Origin of the sequence: Lactobacillus isalae (assembly GCF_947539375.1) — a bacterium.
GTDB lineage: Bacteria > Bacillota > Bacilli > Lactobacillales > Lactobacillaceae > Lactobacillus > Lactobacillus isalae.
Genome location: NZ_OX443569.1, coordinates 1,608,556 through 1,626,980, shown reverse-complemented (window position 1 = coordinate 1,626,980; position 18,425 = coordinate 1,608,556). Strand labels below are relative to the sequence as shown.

General features: G+C 38.4%; 14 protein-coding genes, 2 tRNA genes, 2 rRNA genes and 1 other annotated feature. Of the genes, 14 read left to right on the top strand and 4 right to left on the bottom strand.

The window, feature by feature from the left end:
* The first annotated feature begins 11 nt into the window (after positions 1 to 11).
* The 12 genes from QM512_RS07950 to QM512_RS07895 all read left to right on the top strand — a co-directional run bounded on the left by QM512_RS07950 (position 12) and on the right by QM512_RS07895 (position 12,072).
* Positions 12 to 84, top strand: a tRNA-Ala gene (locus QM512_RS07950).
* 128 nt (positions 85 to 212) lie between these two features.
* Positions 213 to 3,115: ribosomal RNA gene (locus QM512_RS07945) — 23S ribosomal RNA — on the top strand.
* 62 nt (positions 3,116 to 3,177) lie between these two features.
* A 5S ribosomal RNA gene (gene rrf, locus QM512_RS07940) occupies positions 3,178 to 3,294 on the top strand.
* A gap of 13 nt (positions 3,295 to 3,307) precedes the next feature.
* Positions 3,308 to 3,383 (top strand) — tRNA-Asn (locus tag QM512_RS07935).
* A 254-nt stretch (positions 3,384 to 3,637) separates the two neighbouring features.
* On the top strand, positions 3,638 to 4,633 hold the full coding sequence (locus QM512_RS07930) for a PTS sugar transporter subunit IIB (RefSeq protein ID WP_282805182.1): 996 nt from the start codon (positions 3,638 to 3,640) through the stop codon (positions 4,631 to 4,633).
* Between the two features lie 21 nt (positions 4,634 to 4,654).
* Entirely contained in the window at positions 4,655 to 5,458 is an 804-nt protein-coding gene (locus QM512_RS07925; RefSeq protein WP_004898109.1) for a PTS mannose/fructose/sorbose transporter subunit IIC, read from the top strand.
* A 28-nt stretch (positions 5,459 to 5,486) separates the two neighbouring features.
* Positions 5,487 to 6,416: a PTS system mannose/fructose/sorbose family transporter subunit IID gene (locus tag QM512_RS07920; protein WP_282805181.1), complete on the top strand. Its 930-nt coding sequence runs from the start codon at positions 5,487 to 5,489 to the stop codon at positions 6,414 to 6,416.
* Positions 6,417 to 6,480: 64 nt separating this feature from the next.
* The gene (locus QM512_RS07915) at positions 6,481 to 6,843 is read left to right on the top strand and encodes a DUF956 family protein (RefSeq protein ID WP_282805180.1); all 363 of its coding nucleotides are present in this window, start codon (positions 6,481 to 6,483) and stop codon (positions 6,841 to 6,843) included.
* 158 nt (positions 6,844 to 7,001) lie between these two features.
* Positions 7,002 to 8,396: an amino acid permease gene (locus QM512_RS07910; protein ID WP_282805179.1), complete on the top strand. Its 1,395-nt coding sequence runs from the start codon at positions 7,002 to 7,004 to the stop codon at positions 8,394 to 8,396.
* Positions 8,386 to 9,768: an amino acid permease gene (locus tag QM512_RS07905; RefSeq protein WP_282806460.1), complete on the top strand. Its 1,383-nt coding sequence runs from the start codon at positions 8,386 to 8,388 to the stop codon at positions 9,766 to 9,768. Before QM512_RS07910 ends, QM512_RS07905 begins: the two co-directional genes overlap by 11 nt.
* A gap of 163 nt (positions 9,769 to 9,931) precedes the next feature.
* On the top strand, positions 9,932 to 10,657 hold the full coding sequence (locus tag QM512_RS07900) for a gamma-glutamyl-gamma-aminobutyrate hydrolase family protein (RefSeq protein WP_282805178.1): 726 nt from the start codon (positions 9,932 to 9,934) through the stop codon (positions 10,655 to 10,657).
* A gap of 17 nt (positions 10,658 to 10,674) precedes the next feature.
* On the top strand, positions 10,675 to 12,072 hold the full coding sequence (locus QM512_RS07895) for an APC family permease (protein WP_282805177.1): 1,398 nt from the start codon (positions 10,675 to 10,677) through the stop codon (positions 12,070 to 12,072).
* Positions 12,073 to 12,118: 46 nt separating this feature from the next.
* Here the strand turns inward: QM512_RS07895 and asnA are convergent, their stop codons facing one another.
* The gene (asnA, locus tag QM512_RS07890; protein WP_282805176.1) at positions 12,119 to 13,129 is read right to left on the bottom strand and encodes an aspartate--ammonia ligase; all 1,011 of its coding nucleotides are present in this window, start codon (positions 13,127 to 13,129) and stop codon (positions 12,119 to 12,121) included.
* A gap of 61 nt (positions 13,130 to 13,190) precedes the next feature.
* Positions 13,191 to 13,430: a binding site (T-box leader), on the bottom strand.
* Between the two features lie 116 nt (positions 13,431 to 13,546).
* On the opposite strand from asnA, the gene QM512_RS07885 reads away from it, so the two are divergent.
* Positions 13,547 to 14,440, top strand: coding sequence for a DMT family transporter (locus tag QM512_RS07885; RefSeq protein ID WP_282805175.1), 894 nt, complete (start codon positions 13,547 to 13,549; stop codon positions 14,438 to 14,440).
* Positions 14,441 to 14,501: 61 nt separating this feature from the next.
* Here the strand turns inward: QM512_RS07885 and QM512_RS07880 are convergent, their stop codons facing one another.
* The 3 genes from QM512_RS07880 to thiD all read right to left on the bottom strand — a co-directional run bounded on the left by QM512_RS07880 (position 14,502) and on the right by thiD (position 17,445).
* Complete coding sequence (locus QM512_RS07880) at positions 14,502 to 15,890, bottom strand: APC family permease (protein WP_282805174.1); 1,389 nt, start codon at positions 15,888 to 15,890, stop codon at positions 14,502 to 14,504.
* The gene (locus QM512_RS07875) at positions 15,871 to 16,554 is read right to left on the bottom strand and encodes a type 1 glutamine amidotransferase (protein ID WP_282805173.1); all 684 of its coding nucleotides are present in this window, start codon (positions 16,552 to 16,554) and stop codon (positions 15,871 to 15,873) included. Before QM512_RS07875 ends, QM512_RS07880 begins: the two co-directional genes overlap by 20 nt.
* Before the next feature lie 75 nt (positions 16,555 to 16,629).
* Positions 16,630 to 17,445, bottom strand: coding sequence for a bifunctional hydroxymethylpyrimidine kinase/phosphomethylpyrimidine kinase (gene thiD, locus QM512_RS07870; RefSeq protein WP_282805172.1), 816 nt, complete (start codon positions 17,443 to 17,445; stop codon positions 16,630 to 16,632).
* Between the two features lie 199 nt (positions 17,446 to 17,644).
* Between thiD and QM512_RS07865 the strand changes: the two genes are divergently transcribed.
* Positions 17,645 to 18,421, top strand: coding sequence for a tyrosine-protein phosphatase (locus QM512_RS07865; protein ID WP_282805171.1), 777 nt, complete (start codon positions 17,645 to 17,647; stop codon positions 18,419 to 18,421).
* The last annotated feature ends 4 nt before the right edge of the window (positions 18,422 to 18,425 follow it).

Sequence of the window (18,425 nt, the reverse complement as noted above, 5' to 3'; positions counted from 1 at the left end):
AAGGCAATGATGGGGGCTTAGCTCAGATGGGAGAGCGCCTGCTTTGCACGCAGGAGGTCATCGGTTCGATCCCGTTAGCCTCCATTGAGACATAAAGTCTCAAGGGTTAGTACATTGAAAACTGAATATAATCGAAAGCAAAAAAACCGAGACAATCGAAAAGAACAGATTGAAGAGCGACCGAGAAGAGAGAGAAACTCAACTTGAAAATAGGTCAAGTAGAAAAGGGCGCATGGTGAATGCCTAGGCACTAGAAGCCGATGAAGGACGTGACGAACCACGAAAGGCTTCGGGGAGCAGTAAGTAAGCAATGATCCGGAGATATCCGAATGGGGGAACCCAATACCGCGAGGTATTATCATTAGCTGTTAAGGTTAATGAAGGAAGACGCAGTGAACTGAAACATCTAAGTAGCTGCAGGAAGAGAAAGAAAAATCGATTTCCCAAGTAGCGGCGAGCGAACAGGAAAGAGCCCAAACCAGCTGGCTTGCCAGTTGGGGTTGTAGGACTGCGATGTAGTACTTGAAGCGATAGCAGAATTATCTGGAAAGATAAGCCAGAGAGGGTGAGAGCCCCGTAAGCGAAATTGCGGAGAGACTTAGCAGGATCCTGAGTAGGTCGGGACACGAGGAATCCCGATTGAAACCGCGAGGACCATCTCGCAAGGCTAAATACTAACTAGTGACCGATAGTGAACCAGTACCGTGAGGGAAAGGTGAAAAGAACCCCGGAAGGGGAGTGAAAGAGAACCTGAAACCGTGTGCCTACAAGTAGTCAAAGCACATTAAAGTGTAATGGCGTGCCTTTTGTAGAATGAACCGGCGAGTTACGTTATGGTGCAAGGTTAAGTCAGAAAAGACGGAGCCGGAGCGAAAGCGAGTCTGAATAGGGCGAAAGAGTATCATGACGTAGACCCGAAACCAAGTGACCTACCCATGACCAGGTTGAAGGCGTGGTAAAACACGCTGGAGGACCGAACCCACGTGAGTTAAAAATCGCGGGGATGAGTTGTGGGTAGCGGTGAAATTCCAAACGAACTTGGAGATAGCTGGTTCTCTCCGAAATAGCTTTAGGGCTAGCCTCGTGTGAATGATAATGGAGGTAGAGCGCTGTTTGGACTAGGGGCCCGTCAGGGGTTACTGAATCCAGATAAACTCCGAATGCCAGATATCAATGCACGGGAGTCAGACTGCGAGTGATAAGATCCGTAGTCGAAAGGGAAACAGCCCAGATCACCAGTTAAGGTCCCCAAATCTATGCTAAGTGGAAAAGGATGTGGAGTTGCGTAGACAACTAGGATGTTGGCTTAGAAGCAGCCACCATTTAAAGAGTGCGTAATAGCTCACTAGTCGAGTGACGCTGCGCCGAAAATGTACCGGGGCTAAGCATAGTACCGAAACTGTGGATGCATATATTATATGCGTGGTAGGAGAGCGTTCTAAGTGCGGCGAAGTTAGATCGAGAGGACTAATGGAGCGCTTAGAAGTGAGAATGCCGGTATGAGTAGCGAAAGATAGGTGAGAATCCTATCCGCCGAAAGACTAAGGTTTCCTGGGGCAGGCTCGTCCGCCCAGGGTAAGTCGGGACCTAAGGTAAGGCCGAGAGGCGTAGCCGATGGACAACAGGTAGAGATTCCTGTACTGAAATTGTTCGATATGAGCAAAGGAGGGACGCAGGAGGCTAATGACGCATGTTGCTGGAAATACATGTGCAAGCAGTAAGAAAAAAGATGAGTCAAATGCTTGTCTTTAGATTTCAAGCTGTGACGCGGAGCGAAATAAAAGTAGCGAAGGTCATGATGTCACACTGCCAAGAAAAGCTTCTAGCCAGAGCAATTTTACCCGTACCGCAAACCGACACAGGTAGTCGAGTGGAGAACACTCAGGTGAGCGAGAGAACTCTCGTTAAGGAACTCGGCAAAATGACCCCGTAACTTCGGGAGAAGGGGTGCTGATAGTAAAATATCAGCCGCAGTGAATAGGCCCAAACAACTGTTTATCAAAAACACAGGTATCTGCAAAATCGTAAGATGACGTATAGGTGCTGACACCTGCCCGGTGCTGGAAGGTTAAGAGGAGAGCTTAGCGTAAGCGAAGGTTTGAATTGAAGCCCCAGTAAACGGCGGCCGTAACTATAACGGTCCTAAGGTAGCGAAATTCCTTGTCGGGTAAGTTCCGACCTGCACGAAAGGTGTAATGATTTGGGCACTGTCTCAACGAGAGACTCGGTGAAATTATAATACCCGTGAAGATGCGGGTTACCCGCGACAGGACGGAAAGACCCCATGGAGCTTTACTGTAGCTTGATATTGAGTATTTGTTAAACATGTACAGGATAGGTAGGAGCCAGAGAAAGTAGGACGCTAGTCTTACCGGAGGCAATGTTGGGATACTACCCTTGTTTGATGGATCCTCTAACTCGCAGAGCTGAGCGTTCTGGAGGACAGTGTCAGGTGGGCAGTTTGACTGGGGCGGTCGCCTCCTAAAATGTAACGGAGGCGCCCAAAGGTTCCCTCAGAATGGTTGGAAATCATTCGCAGAGTGTAAAGGTATAAGGGAGCTTGACTGCGAGAGGTACACCTCGAGCAGGGACGAAAGTCGGGCTTAGTGATCTGGTGGTACTGCATGGAAAGGCCATCACTCAACGGATAAAAGCTACCCTGGGGATAACAGGCTTATCTCCCCCAAGAGTTCACATCGACGGGGAGGTTTGGCACCTCGATGTCGGCTCGTCGCATCCTGGGGCTGAAGTCGGTCCCAAGGGTTGGGCTGTTCGCCCATTAAAGCGGCACGCGAGCTGGGTTCAGAACGTCGTGAGACAGTTCGGTCCCTATCCGTCGTGGGCGTAGGAAATTTGAGAGGAGCTGTCCTTAGTACGAGAGGACCGGGATGGACATACCGCTGGTGTACCAGTTGTCTTGCCAAAGGCATCGCTGGGTAGCTATGTATGGAAGGGATAAGCGCTGAAAGCATCTAAGTGCGAAGCCCCCCTCAAGATGAGATTTCCGATGCGCAAGCAGTAAGACACCTTAAAGACGATGAGGTAGATAGGCTAGGAGTGGAAGCATAGTGATATGTGGAGCGGACTAGTACTAATCAGTCGAGCACTTGACCAAAGCTCAAAGGTTTTTAAAGCAAGAGATTATATTCAGTTTTGAGTGTAAAAGCTCAGAAAGAGTACGGTGGCGATGGCAAGAAGGATACACCTGTTCCCATGCCGAACACAGAAGTTAAGCTTCTTAACGCCGAGAGTAGTTGGTGGGAAACTGCCTGCGAGGGTAGGCAGTCGCCGTGCTCTTTTTTAATATTCCGGCTTAGCTCAGTTGGTAGAGCACCTGACTGTTAATCAGGTTGTCGTCAGTTCGAGTCTGACAGCCGGAGCCAATGGAGTCGATATGGCTCCTATTTTTATCAAGAAATTGATAAAAATACCTTGTCAAAGCAGGGAAAAGATGATAATATTATAAAGCTGTCATTTGAGAGAGATGAGAAAGATTAAATAGATATTAATTTTTTTGATTTTTTTTGCATTATGCAAGCATTTTCAGTAAAAAAATGGTATGATATTAAAAGTAAACGTATACATTTATTCTGCTATAAAGTATTCGTGAAGATATTTTGATTAAGGGGGAAATCAAATGGTAGGAATTGTCCTAGCTAGTCACGGTGGCTTTGCTGATGGAATCTTTCAATCTGCTGAAATGATTTTTGGTAAGCAAGAAAACCTTGCTCACGTAATTTTAAAGCCAGATGAAGGTCCTGATGACATTAGAGCTAAGATGGAAAAGGCGGTTGCTTCTTTTGATGATCAAGACCAAGTCTTGTTTTTGATCGATCTATGGGGAGGTACACCATTCAATCAAGCAAATAATCTTGTTAAAGAGCATGAAGATACTTGGGCTATTGTTTCTGGTATGAACTTACCTATGGTTATTGAAGCTTTAGGTCAAAGAATGGGAAGCGACAATGCCCACGATATCGCTAAGGCTATTGTTAAACCTGGTCGTGACGGAATAAAGACACAACCAGAATCTCTCATGCCTAAAGAAGAGACTAAAGCAGCTTCAAGCGCTAGTGCACAACCACAAGGTGCTATTCCTGAAGGTACTGTCATTGGTGATGGTCACATTAAATATGTTTTAGCTAGAATTGATTCACGTCTTCTTCATGGACAAGTTGCAACTGGTTGGACTAAGGCAATGAATCCAAACCGGATTATTGTTGTTTCAGATAATGTTGCTAAAGATAAAATTCGTAAGACAATGATCAAGGAAGCAGCTCCAGCTGGTGTGCCTGCAAACGTTGTCCCAATCGATAAGATGCTCGAAGTAGTAAAAGATCCACGCTTTGGAAATACTAAGGCATTAATTTTATTTGAAAATCCAGAAGATGCTCTTAAAGCTATCGAAGGTGGAATGGACATCAAAGAATTGAATGTCGGTTCCATGGCTTATAGTGATGGTAAAGTAAATGTCAATACTGTTTTGGCAATGGATCAAAAAGATATTGATACATATAAGAAATTAAGAGACTTAGGCGTTAAATTTGATGTCCGTAAAGTTCCTTCTGATGGTAAACAAAACATGGATGAACTTTTGGATAAGGCTCAAAAATTAGTTGATGAAAAGAAATAATTAATAGGGGGATTTTGATAAATGAATGCTATTCAGATGATTCTGGTAGTGATCGTTGCCTTCTTTGCAGGTATGGGAGGAATTCTTGACGAATTTCAATTCCACCAACCTCTAGTGGCATGTACTTTAATTGGTTTAGTTACTGGTAACTTAACTATTGGTATTATTCTTGGCGGTTCACTACAAATGATTGCTTTAGGTTGGGCTAATATTGGTGCTGCAGTTGCTCCAGATGCAGCTTTAGCATCTGTTGCTTCAACTATTATTTTGGTTCAAGGTGGACAAGGACAAAAAGGTATTGGTACCGCTATAGGTATTGCTATTCCATTAGCTGTTGCTGGTTTGTTCTTAACCATGTTAGTTCGTACTATCTCTGTTGCTATTGTGCACATTATGGATAGAAAAGCTGAAGAAGCTAACTGGAGAGCCATTGATCGTTGGCAAATGATTGCTGTTGCTTTGCAAGGTTTAAGAATTGCGATCCCAGCAGCCTTATTACTTGCTATTCCAGCATCAGTAGTTCGTGCTGGTTTAAACGCGATGCCAGCTTGGTTGAATGAAGGTATGACCATCGGTGGTGGTATGGTTGTTGCTGTTGGTTATGCAATGGTTATTAACATGATGGCTAGTCGTGAAGTATGGCCATTCTTCATTATTGGTTTCTGTTTAGCAGCCGTTAAGGAATTAACTTTAATCGCTCTTGGTGGTATTGGTATTTCACTTGCTATTATGTACCTTGCTCTTGAAGGTTCTAAGGGTGGAAACAACAATAACTCTAATTCCGGTTCAGGTGACCCATTAGGCGATATCCTGGATGATTATTAAAATTTGAGCGAGAGGAGGCTAATTATAAATGACTGAAACTGCACAAAAGAAATTAACTTTAAGTAAATCAGATCGTATTAAGGTTTGGTGGCGTTCTACTTTCATCCAAGGTTCATGGAACTATGAAAGAATGCAAAACGGTGGTTGGGCATACAGTTTGATCCCAGCTTTAAGAAAATTATATCCGGAAAAGAAAAATTTATCTCTTGCATTAAAGAGACACTTGGAATTCTTTAACACTCACCCTTATTTAGCATCACCTATTATTGGTGTTACTCTTGCTTTGGAAGAGGATAAGGCTAATGGTGCTGAAGTTGATAACACTGCTATTCAAGGTGTTAAGGTTGGTATGATGGGACCTTTGGCCGGTGTTGGTGACCCTGTATTCTGGTACACTGTTCGTCCTATTATTGGATCATTGGGTGCTTCACTTGCTTTGAGTGGTAACATCTTAGGACCTATTTTATTCTTTGTATTATGGAACGTTATTCGTATGGCATTCTTATGGTACACTCAAGAAATGGGTTACAAGGCTGGTACTAAGATTACTGAAGATGCTTCAGGTGGTTTATTACAAAAGATTACCCGTGGTGCTTCAATGATGGGTATGTTTGTTATCGGTGCCTTAATTGAGCGTTGGGTAACAATTAACTTCAAGCCGGTTGTTTCAAGTGTTCCACTTCAAAAGGGTGCATACATTGATTGGAATACTCTTCCAAAAGGAGCCGAGGGTATTCACAAGGCTTTAAGTGAGTACAATTTAGGTAACGGTATGGCCTTAGATAGAATTAAGGAAACAACGTTGCAACAAAACTTGGATAGTTTGATTCCTGGTCTTGCCGCAGTCCTATTAACTTTCTTATGTATGTGGTTATTAAAGAAGAAAGTTTCACCAATCGTTATCATTATTGGTATCTTCGTTGTTGGTATTGTAGGTCACGTAATCGGCTTACTATAAACAATAATTAGTAAGAGACGGTCTGATTTAGACCGTTTTTCTTATATATGAAAAGGTTTTTTATATGGTTCAATCACTAAATACAAAATCAGAATATGTAGATGCTGGGACTTGGTTTAGAGGAATTCCTACATATGGAAAAATTCTAGTTGGAGATAAAGGCTTTGAATTTTACAGCGACAACAATCCAAATGATTATGTACAAATTCCTTGGGATGAAGTAACCATTGTAGTGGCAGATGTATATTTTGGTGGAAAGTATATTCCACGTTTCAAAATTTGTACTAAAAAAAATGGTAGTTTTATCTTTGCTGCAAGACATGTAAAGCCAACGTTGCGTGCTATTCGAAAACACGTACCAGCAGATAATATGAGAAAAGCTCTTACAATTTGGCAAAAGATTAAACGCAATTTCAAACGAAATTAATAAGGAGACTTAATTATAGGACTAAGCTCCTTATTTTTTGTTAAAAAGCTCTTGGAATTAATGCCTACCTGTATTAAAATAACATTAATCAATTTTTTGATATTTAAAACTAGCTCTCAATTGACTGCTAGTTTTTTTTATAGGAGTGGCATTAAGTAATGGAAAATAAGAAATCAATGCCTAAGTTAAAACGTTCTATGACCGCTGGTCAAATGGAAATGATATCTTTAGGTGGAGCAATTGGTGTTGGATTGTTCATGGGATCCACCTCTACTATAAAATGGACGGGTCCCTCTGTTTTATTAGCATATATGTTTGTTGGCTTGATTTTGTATATTGTAATGCGAGCATTGGGTGAAATGCTATATGTAAATCCAGGTACCGGCTCATTTGCGGACTATGCAACGGAATATGTTCACCCACTAGCTGGATACCTAGCAGAGTGGGCTAATGTGTTTGAATATATAGTTGTTGGAATGTCTGAGGTAGTGGCAGCAACAGAATATCTAAAATTCTGGTGGCCACAGGTTAATACATTTTGGTCAGGAATAATTATTATTTTATTTTTGGTTTTAGCAAATTTGGCAAGTGCTAAAGCATATGCTTCCCTTGAATTCTGGTTTGCGATGATCAAAGTTGTAACTATTATTTTAATGATCATTTTAGGTTTCATTGTAATCTTCTTTGGCGTAGGTAATGGAGGAAAACCGACTGGTTTCAGTAACCTATGGTCGCATGGTGGTTTCTTTACTGGTGGAGTAAAAGGTTTCTTTTTCTCAATGTCAATTATCGTTGGCTCTTATGAAGGAATAGAATTACTGGGTATTTCAGCTGGAGAAGTTGCTAATCCTAAAAAAGCCATTGTTAAAAGTGTTAAATCGGTTTTATGGCGTATATTGATTTTCTATGTTGGAGCAATTTTTGTTATTGTTACGATTTATCCTTGGAACGAATTAAGTAATATAGGTTCTCCATTTGTAACTACCTTTGCTAAAGTAGGGATTACAGCCGCAGCAAGTATTATTAATTTTGTTGTTTTAACAGCTGCTTTATCGGGCGCAAACTCAGGTATTTATTCATCAAGTCGAATGCTATTTAAATTGGCTCATGATGGGGATGCACCAAAAACATTCGGTCATATTTCTAAACGAATAGTGCCTAACCATGCAATTTTAGGTATTTCCGGGGGAATATTAATTGGATTTATTGTAAATATGATTGCAGCTACGATTAATAAATCTACTCAAGATTTATTTGTTATCGTGTTTTCATCCTCAGTATTGCCGGGAATGATTCCGTGGTTTGTAATTTTACTTGCTGAGTTAAAATTTAGACGCAATAATCAAGATTTACTGGTCGATCATCCATTTAAATTACCTTTATATCCTATTTCTAATTATTTTGCTTTTTTGATGCTAATTGTTATTGTAGTCTTTATGCTTATTAATCCAGAAACTAGAATTTCTGTATTGGTTGGGGCAGCAGTATTAGTTATAGCTACAATAGTTTATCTAATTAGACATAAGAAGGATGGTGTCAATGATGGAAAATAAGCAAAATCATCCTCCTAAGTTAAAACGCTCGATGACGGCTGGCCAAATGGAAATGATATCACTTGGTGGGGCAATTGGTGTTGGACTATTCATGGGATCCACATCGACGATTAAATGGACAGGTCCGTCTGTTTTATTAGCGTATATGTTTGTTGGCCTAATTTTATATATCGTAATGCGAGCATTAGGCGAAATGCTTTATGTTAGTCCGGGTACAGGCTCGTTTGCGGATTATGCAACAGAATATATTTCACCATTAGCTGGATATTTGGCGGAATGGGCTAATGTCTTTCAATATATTGTAGTTGGAATTTCAGAAGTTGTAGCTGCAACAGAATATTTGAAATTTTGGTGGCCAGAAGTTAGTGTTTTTTGGTCAGGAATAATAATTATTGCTTTCTTGTTACTAGCAAACTTGGCAAGCGCCAAAGCATATGGAGCTTTGGAATTCTGGTTTGCGATGATTAAAGTAGTAACAATTGTGTTAATGATTATTTTAGGATTATTAGTGATCTTACTTGGAGTAGGAAACCATGGAAAGCCAGTTGGTTTTAGTAATCTATGGTCGCATGGTGGCTTTTTCACTGGTGGAGTAAAAGGTTTCTTCTTTTCAATGGCAATTATTGCTGGTTCTTATGAAGGTATAGAGTTAATCGGTATTTCAGCTGGAGAGGTTGCTAATCCACAAGAAGCAATTGTAAAGAGCGTAAAATCAGTTTTATGGAGAATCTTAATTTTTTACGTTGGAGCAATTTTGGTTATTGTTACAATTTATCCATGGAATCAGTTAAGTAATATTGGCTCGCCATTTGTAGAAACTTTTACTAAAGTTGGAATTACAGCAGCTGCTGGAATTATTAACTTTGTCGTTTTAACGGCTGCTTTATCAGGTGCCAACTCGGGAATTTATTCATCAAGTCGAATGCTGTTTAAGCTTGCACATGAGGGAGAGGCACCAAAGACTTTTGGTAAATTGTCAAAACATATTGTTCCAGATCGTGCTATTATTGGAATTACTGCTGGTATTTTTATTGGATTTATTTTGAACTTAATAGTTTCAACTATGAATAAATCAATGGGAGAATTATTTGTTATTGTTTATAGTTCCTCCGTTTTACCAGGAATGGTAGCTTGGTTTGTAATTCTAATTGCTGAATTAAAATTCAGAAGAAATAATGCACACTTAATGGAAAATCATCCATTTAAGTTACCTTTTTATCCATATTCAAATTACTTTGCTTTTGCAATGCTGCTAGTAATTGTGATTTTTATGTTTATTAATCCTGAAACAAGAGTATCGGTGGCTGTTGGGGCCGGCGTATTATTACTTGCAACTATTGTTTATTTGATTAAGCATCGAAGTAAGAAATAAGATTTTAGATCATCCTTAAAAGGGATGGTCTTTTTTTGTAGGACATAATATTAGCTTATAATGAGAAAAAAGTGCTAATTTTAACTTGTAGTATTTACGCATTAAAATATATAATTTATAATTATACCTAACTGATAAAAAGTAAGTTGAAGGAGCGATTAATATGAAACCAATTATTGGTATTTCTGGTTCTGTAATTGTTGATGATAGTGGTATTTTTCCAGGATATCGTCGTAGTTACGTTAACGAAGACTATGTTGATTCTGTAATACAAAATGGTGGAATTCCTTATATTATTCCTTTCAATGAAAATGAAGAAGTAGTAAAAGAACAGCTTTTAAATGTCCAAGGATTAATTTTATCTGGTGGTCACGATGTAGATCCGCATAACTATGGCGAAGAGCCTGAGCAAAAATTAGGTGATATCTGGCCTGAAAGAGATCAATTCGATATGCGATTGCTAAAATTAGCCGAAGAAAATGGAATTCCGGTTCTAGGTATCTGTCGCGGTGCACAAATAATTAATGTTTATCATGGTGGAACTTTATATCAAGACCTTAGCTATAGAAAAGAAAAAACACTAAAGCATAACCAAGACCAAACACCGACTTTGCTGAGTCATACTGTTGAAACAGTAGCTGGAACAAAAATTGCGGAATTGTTGGGCAAAGAAAAGTTACAAACAAATTCTTTCCACCATCAATTGATTAAGGATGTAGCATCAGGCTTTAAGGTTTCAGCTCGTTGTGTAGATGGAGTAGTGGAAGCAATTGAAAATGATGATGCATCAGTGATTGCAGTTCAGTGGCATCCTGAAATGCTTCATAGGGTTGTTTCATATCAAAATAACTTATTTAAGTATATTATTGATAATGCAAAGAAAAAGTAGGGAGAAGTTATTAATAGATGAATGAAAATGAAACAAGCAAATTAGGTTTTTGGTCTATTGTTCTGTTAGCTATTAATTCGATTATCGGATCTGGGATCTTTTTAACACCGGGGAGTGTTGTACAGCAGGCGGGATCAAAAGCATTGATTGTATACTTTATAGCTGCAATTTTTGCTTCTATTTTAGCTATTTCTTTTGCAGCAGCAGCAAAGTATGTGACTAAGTCTGGAGCAGCTTATGCTTATTCTAAGGCTGCTTTTGGAAATAATGTTGGTTTCTATATGGGAATTTTGCGTTACTTTTCTGCAAGCGTAGCCTGGGGTGTAATGGCAGTTGGAGTTATTAAGTCTACTATTTCTATTTTTGGTGGTAATCCAAATAAGACGATGAGTGTAACAATTGGATTTTTAATTTTAATGGCCGTTATTACAATCATTAATTTATTTGGTCAAAAAGTAGTTAAGTATGTTATGAATCTAGCTACAATTGGTAAATTAGCAGCTTTAGTATTAATTATTGTTGCAGGTGTAGTCTTATTAATTATGACTGGTGCATCAAGTAATCTAAACCAAGTAGATCAAATTACTCAAAACGGTCAAAAAATCGTTCCAACTCTGACTACTACTGGATTTGTAATGGCAATTGTATCAGCATTTTATGCTTTTACTGGATTTGAGTCGGTTGCTTCAGGTTCTGATGATATGAAAAATCCAGCTAAAAACTTACCACGTGCTATTCCTTTAGCAATCATAGTAATTGCGGTAATCTATATTGGTGTTGTAGCCGTAGCAATGGTGCTTGATCCTAAGGCGTTAATGACGACTAAACAGGTTGTGGCGATTGCTGCTATCTTTAAAAATGAAATTTTAAGAGATGTCATTTTGGTAGGTGCCTTGGTTTCAATGTTTGGTATTAACGTTGCTTCTAGCTTTAATGCTCCAAGAATTTTGGAAGCTATGGCACGTGAAAATCAATTTTCAAAGAGTTTAACTAAGAGAACTAAGAATAATTTCCCAATCAGAACTTTCTTTATTTCAGTGTTACTCGCAATTTTAATTCCAATGGCATTTGAATACAACATGGTTAACTTAATTACATTGAGTGCTATGGTGCGTTTCTTAGGCTTTATTGTAGTTCCATTGGCAGTTATCCAGTTCTATCGTGGAAAAACTGCAGAGCCGGTATTAGACGCTCAAAAGAACGTTTGGACAGATGTTGTTGTTCCAATTCTTTCAATTATTTTGGTTATCTTCTTGTTAGTAGAATATAACTGGAAAGCGCAATTTGGTGTCGTTAATGCACAAGGACAAGTAACAGGCATTAATTGGTATGCAATTGCAATGATGATTTTTGGCTTTATCGTTTTGCCATTAATTATGTTCATTGTTTCAAGAAAAGAGCGTAAATCTAAATAAGTAATTGAAAAAGACTGTCCAAGTCAATTGACTTAGACAGTCTTTTTTATAATATTTGCATACCAGCTGCTTCACATTCTTCAATCATTTTTGGAGGCCAGATACTAGCTTGAACTTCACCGATATGAGCTTTTCCTAGTAAAAGCATACATAATCGAGATTGTCCAATTCCTCCACCAATTGTATATGGAAGCTCGCCATTTAAGAGCATTTTATGAAAAGGAAGAGCGGATCTTTCTTCCGCGTGAGCCTTTTTAAGTTGCTCTTTAAGTGAGTCTTCACTAACACGAATTCCCATTGAAGAAATTTCAATTTTGCGCTTTAATGGCTCATACCAAAATAATAGGTCACCGTTTAATTGCCAATCGTCGTAGTCAGGTGCACGACCATCATGTGGTATACTGCTACGCTTTAACTTATCACCAATTTTCATTAAAAATACTGCTTTTTTCTCTTTAGCAATTTTATCCTCACGTTCATCTGGCGTTAAGTCAGGCCAGCGATCTTCGAGTTCTTGAGTAGTAATGAACGTAATCTCGCTAGGTAAACGATAAGTAGAGCTAGGGTAGCGGGCTGCAACTTCTTTTTCCGTCTCTTTGATTGCTTTGAAAATTTGCTTAACAGTATCTTTTAAGGTATCAATATTACGCTCATCTTTGGAAATAATTTTTTCCCAATCCCACTGGTCTACGTAAATCGAGTGGAAATTATCTAAATCTTCATCACGTCTAATCGCGTTCATGTTGGTATACAGGCCTTCATGCATCCCGAAACCATAACGCTTAAGTGCAAGCCGCTTCCACTTCGCTAGCGAATGAACGACTTCGATCGTATCGTCAGGCATAGCTTTCATGTCAAAAGAAACAGGACGTTCAATCCCATTTAGGTTATCATTTAGCCCAGTGGATTTTTCAACGAACATTGGTGCAGACATTCTTTGAACATTTAATTTTTCAGCAATTTTATCTTGGAAAGTTTCTCTAATAAAAACAATTGCGGCTTCAGTATCACGAATAGTTAAACTTGGATGGTAATCCTTAGGTAATATTAATGTCATAGCTATGTACTCCTTAGAAAAAAGATTTAAGAGTAAAGAAAAAGCCCTTCACTCCTGATATTCTCAGGACGAAAGGCTTTTTTCCGCGGTACCACCTAAATTGTCTAAAATAGACCAGCTTATTAGAGCACAATCATGCTCCTCGGCTTGATAACGTACCGATGACGGCTTAGCTTACTGTAATTTAGGCTAGCAGCATGGCGGAAAAGTGTTATTCGATAATCCAGGGTCTACTAGCTTCTCACTAACGCTAGTTCACTGAAAGAATAAAATTATCTACTCGTCTCTTCATTGCTTTTTAATTTTTATATTAATTATATTTAAATAGATTTGCATTGAAAAAGCAAGGGGAAAAAGATAATTTTTTTGCAGTATGTTATGATGAATCTTGCATAAGATTAGGAAAGTTGGAAATTTATGACTAAAAAAAGATTATGGACATGCTTAGCAGCATTGGCCTGTGTTTTTTGGGGAATATCAGGTTTATTTGCCAAAGGATTATTTAATATCAGTGTCAATATAACGCCAATTTGGATTTCACAAGTACGAATGGTAGTAAGTGGAATTCTGCTTTTGATTTTTGCCCAAGTAACTGGAAAGAAGCCATTAAAGACAATGACTGATAAAAAAGATGCACTTACCGTCATTGCCTATGGGCTACTAGGACTATTGCCCGTACAATATTGTTACTTTATCGTTGTTCAACAGGCAAATGCTTCAATTGCGACCGTTTTACAGTTTATTGGGCCATTCTTTGTCTTGTTTTATATGGTAGTATTTGAACACCAAGTATTACGAGCAGTAGATGTTATTGCGGCTATCGTTGCGTTTTTAGGTGTTTTCTTTTTGGCTACACATGGTCACTTTAATCAATTATCATTGACTCCTTCAGTTCTATTTTGGGGTCTCCTTTCTGCCGTTGGAGTTGCTACTAACACTTTGATTCCACGTAGATTACTCGATCATACTTCAAGCTTGGTAGTTACAGGATGGGGATTATTATTTTCAGGAATTGCTTTGACCATTGCACATCCTGTTTGGCCGAAAATTCCAAACAATATTAATGTATTTTGGCTCATGGCAGGAGTGATTGTAATTGGAACCTTAATTCCTTTCCAATGGATGATGGGATCACTTCGCTATATTAAACCGTCAACTGCAAGTTTATTAGATGCATTTGAACCAGTCTCAGCTACAATTGGGTCAGTAATTGTATTTGGGCTAGTTATGGCGCCAATTGATTGGATCGGTTCAATTATGATTATTTGTGCTGTTTTAGCTCTTAATTGGGAACCTAAGCATCATAAGTAATAAGTAAAAATAAAAAGCTTAGTTACTTTGTAAATTGATAGTAACTAAGCTTTTTTGATGATTAATTATTTTTTTTACTAATTTTGCTATGCTTATAACCATAAACGCAGTAAATAAATAGTCCAAATAGGAACCAAATACCAGCAAAAATGTAGGTTTTAACTGATAAGAAGCACATCATTCCGATACATGCAAGTCCGGAAAGAATGGGAATTACTGGATAGAAGGGAACTTTAAAATCTCCCTCAGGAATGTCTTTTCTTCTACGTAATAAGATGACCCCGAAAGATACGAATGTAAATGCAAGCAAGGTTCCAATTGAAACTAAGCTAGTAAGCTCTTCTAGTGAAAATAAACCGCCCATTAAAGCAATGACGATAGTTACAATCCAAAGAGCATTTTCAGGAAGTCCATGTTTATCAATTTTTCCTAAGAAGTTTGGCAGTAGTCCGTCACGCCCGATTGAGTAGATTAAACGTGAACTTGAATAGATCATGGTAAGCATCATTGTACTCATTCCCACAATCGCACCAATTGATAGTAAGTCAGCTACCCAACCTTGGTTAACTAGTTTTAGTGCATAAGCAACGGGATTTGCTACGTCTAATTGTTTGTAGTTTACCATTCCAGTTAAAACGACCGACACACCCATATAAAGAAGGGCAGCCACAATTAAAGTTCCGATAATCCCAATTGGCATATTTCGTTTAGGATTTTTCACTTCGGCAGCTGAAGAGGAAACAACATCAAAACCTAAAAAGGCAAAGAAGACGGTTGTAGCACCTCTTAACACGCCAGTAGTTCCATATGGTGTGAATGGTTGGTAGTTCTTTGGTTTAATGAAAAATAAGCCAACACCAATGAAAATAAATATGATAGCAATTTTAATCAAAACAGCCGCATTGTTGAATTTCATGGATGCTTTCATTCCGCGTGAAAGTAAAATTCCAATTAATAAAACGCTAATAACCGCCCATAAATTTAGGTACGTACCATTTAAGGGATCAAATGGGCCTTCAAAATGATGTGGTATATGTAAGCCGAAACTATGGAGCAGGGAATTAAAATAAGAAGCCCAGCCAGCTGAAACAGCCGCAACCGATAGCATATATTCTAGAATTAATGCCCAGCCTAAAATCCAGCCAATTACTTCTCCGTAAAGAATATTTCCATAAGAGTAGGCTGAACCGGCAACGGGAATACTAGATGAAAGCTCTGCATAACACATACTTGCTAGCGTACAGACTAAGGCGGCAATTAGAAATGAAAGAGTTACTCCAGGACCAGCTTCCTTAGCTGCTACTGTTCCAGGCAGGATGAAAATTCCCGTTCCGATAACTGCACCAATACCAATAGTTAATAAGTCAAAAGCCCCAAGCGTTTTGGCAAAGTGCTTATCAGTACCCAAATAGCGCTTGAGGCTTTCTTTTCTAAACGGATTCAACTTCATTAGCAGTACGCTCCTTGTGACGTTCTAAAATCATCTTAACAATCGCATTTGCTACATTTGTGTTTCGAAGCAAAGGTCCATGAGAATATGAACCAATAAAGTTCTTATAACGTAAGCCTTCAACCTTATCTTGAGGATTGTTGCCATATCCTTCAATCATTTCACCAAAGGGATGAAGCATGTCGGTGTTATCAAAGTAGGTTTGTCCTGAGTGATTTTCAAAAGCTTTAACTTCTCCCCACTCAGTCATATAGCGAGTGTCGCCAATCATACGCTTATCAGCTTTGAAAATGGTGTGAAGAGGTAAGATACCTAATCCTTTAATAGTAATTCCAGAATTAGTCTTGTAATAGTCTCCCATTAATTGATAACCACCACAGATACAAAGCATTGGATTACCAGCTTTGATATAGTTTTCAATGGTTTCTTTATGACGTGGCAGATCTTTAGCTACAACAGTTTGTTCAAAGTCTTGACCACCGCCAAAGAATAAAAAGTCGTAGTCGTTAGCATCGAAATCATCATCTAATGAAATATTATCAACTTTAGTTTGATAGCCTTGCTTATCAAATAAGTAACGAATTACTTTAACATCGCCTGAATCGCCGTAAGTATTCATTAAGTCTTCATATAAGTATGCAATTTTTATTGTTTTATCTGCCATAATTATCATCCTTATTTAAATTGTATGTTCAAAGTATAACTTAAAATTGTTTTAAATCCTAATTAACAAAAATTATTAGTCAATTTCTTCTTGAGCAGCCAGGTGGTTAATGGGACCGTATTTTGACCCTACATTAATTGGATGTGAAATTGCCGCATAGGTAAAATCTTTGGCAATTTTAACCGCAGTCTTAACATCGCTACCTTTTGCAAGTTCAGCTGCAATCACTGCTGATAAAGTGTCTCCGGTACCGTTAACGCGATCAGTTTTAAAGTAAGGCTTAGTTAACCATTCTTCTGAGCCATCTTCTAACAGTAAATAATCTTTGACCTCAGTTTGCTTATCATTATGATGACTGCCTTTGATTAAAACATTTTTAGCACCCATTTTTTGTAACATTTTAGCACCTTGCTTGATTTCAGACTCATTTTTTAACTCAAGTCCGGTTAGCTTTTGCGCTTCAAAGAAGTTTGGCGTAATAATTGTGGCAAGAGGCACTAGTTCATCTAGAAATGCTTGATATGCGTCATCTGCTAAAAGCGTAGCACCGTGTTTAGTAATGATAACAGGATCAAGCACAATGTTTTGCATTTGATAGTGTTTTAAATTTTTTGCTACTACATCAATAATTTCTTTATTAGCAAGCATCCCAGTCTTAACGGCTTTTATCTTAAAATCATCATTTAAGACGTCGAACTGCTTTTGAATGAAATCTAATGGCATTAATTGTTGTGCAAAGATTCCCTGTGAATTTCCAGCAACAGCGGCAGTTAATAATCCCATTCCATAAACACCACGTGCATAAAAAGCATGTAAGTCAGCAGGCATTCCAGCACTACCGTCACTATCATGACCAGCAATTGTTAAGGCCTCTATGTGTTCATCTGACATCTGTGCAATCCTCCTTAAAGATTATGTACTTGTAAATTATTACTATTAATTATAGAGAAGAAACTAACAAAGTGAAAGTGTTCTGTATTTGTGCGAAGGGATTAGTGATGATATTGTTTAATCCAATCACGAAAGCTTAATTACCCAAGAAAATAAGCTAAAATATATAATGATAGATAATAAGATAGGGATGAAAAGTATGGAACATAATCGCTTAATTACTTTTGACGGTACTGTAAATTTTCGTGATATCGGTGGCTATGAAAATGATGAAGGCAAACACGTTAAGTGGGGAAAGATCTATCGATCTGATTCCTTGAGCAGTTTAACTGAGCGTGATGAAGAAAAATTAGAGCGGATGAAGGTTACCGTAGATTGCGATTTAAGAACAAGCAATGAACAAATAATGGCTCCAGATCGGAAGTGGAAGGGCGTTGAAGTACTAGATTGTCATGTCTATGCAGAGGACAGTAGCGGTAACTTCGTTAATGACAGTCATAAATTGTATCGTTTCTTACATCATATTCCTAAGGTTGATAGTTATTTGGGTGAAATCTACCAAAATGTGATTTTAAGTCCTGCTAGTCAAAAAGCCTTTGCTCGTGTGTTCGCGTCATTACTTACTTTGCCTGAAAATGAAGCCTTGGTATATCATTGTAGCGCTGGAAAAGATAGAACAGGGATGACAACAGCTTTAATTTTAAAGGGACTTGGTGTTGATGAACATACAATTGCAAGAGACTATTTATTAACAAATGAGTTGTATAGTTTTGGCCTTAAAAAGCAACTCCCAAGTAATTCTGAGATGATTAAAATGGTTAATCGGATGAACGTCACTGAAGGTGAGGGAACAGCTATTAAAGGAATTACACAGACAATTGACGCTGGTTATGGCGGCTTTGAAAATTACTTTACAAAAGAACTAGGGTTTTCAAAGCAAGATTTGAAAGATTTTAGAAAATTGTATTTAGAATAGAAAA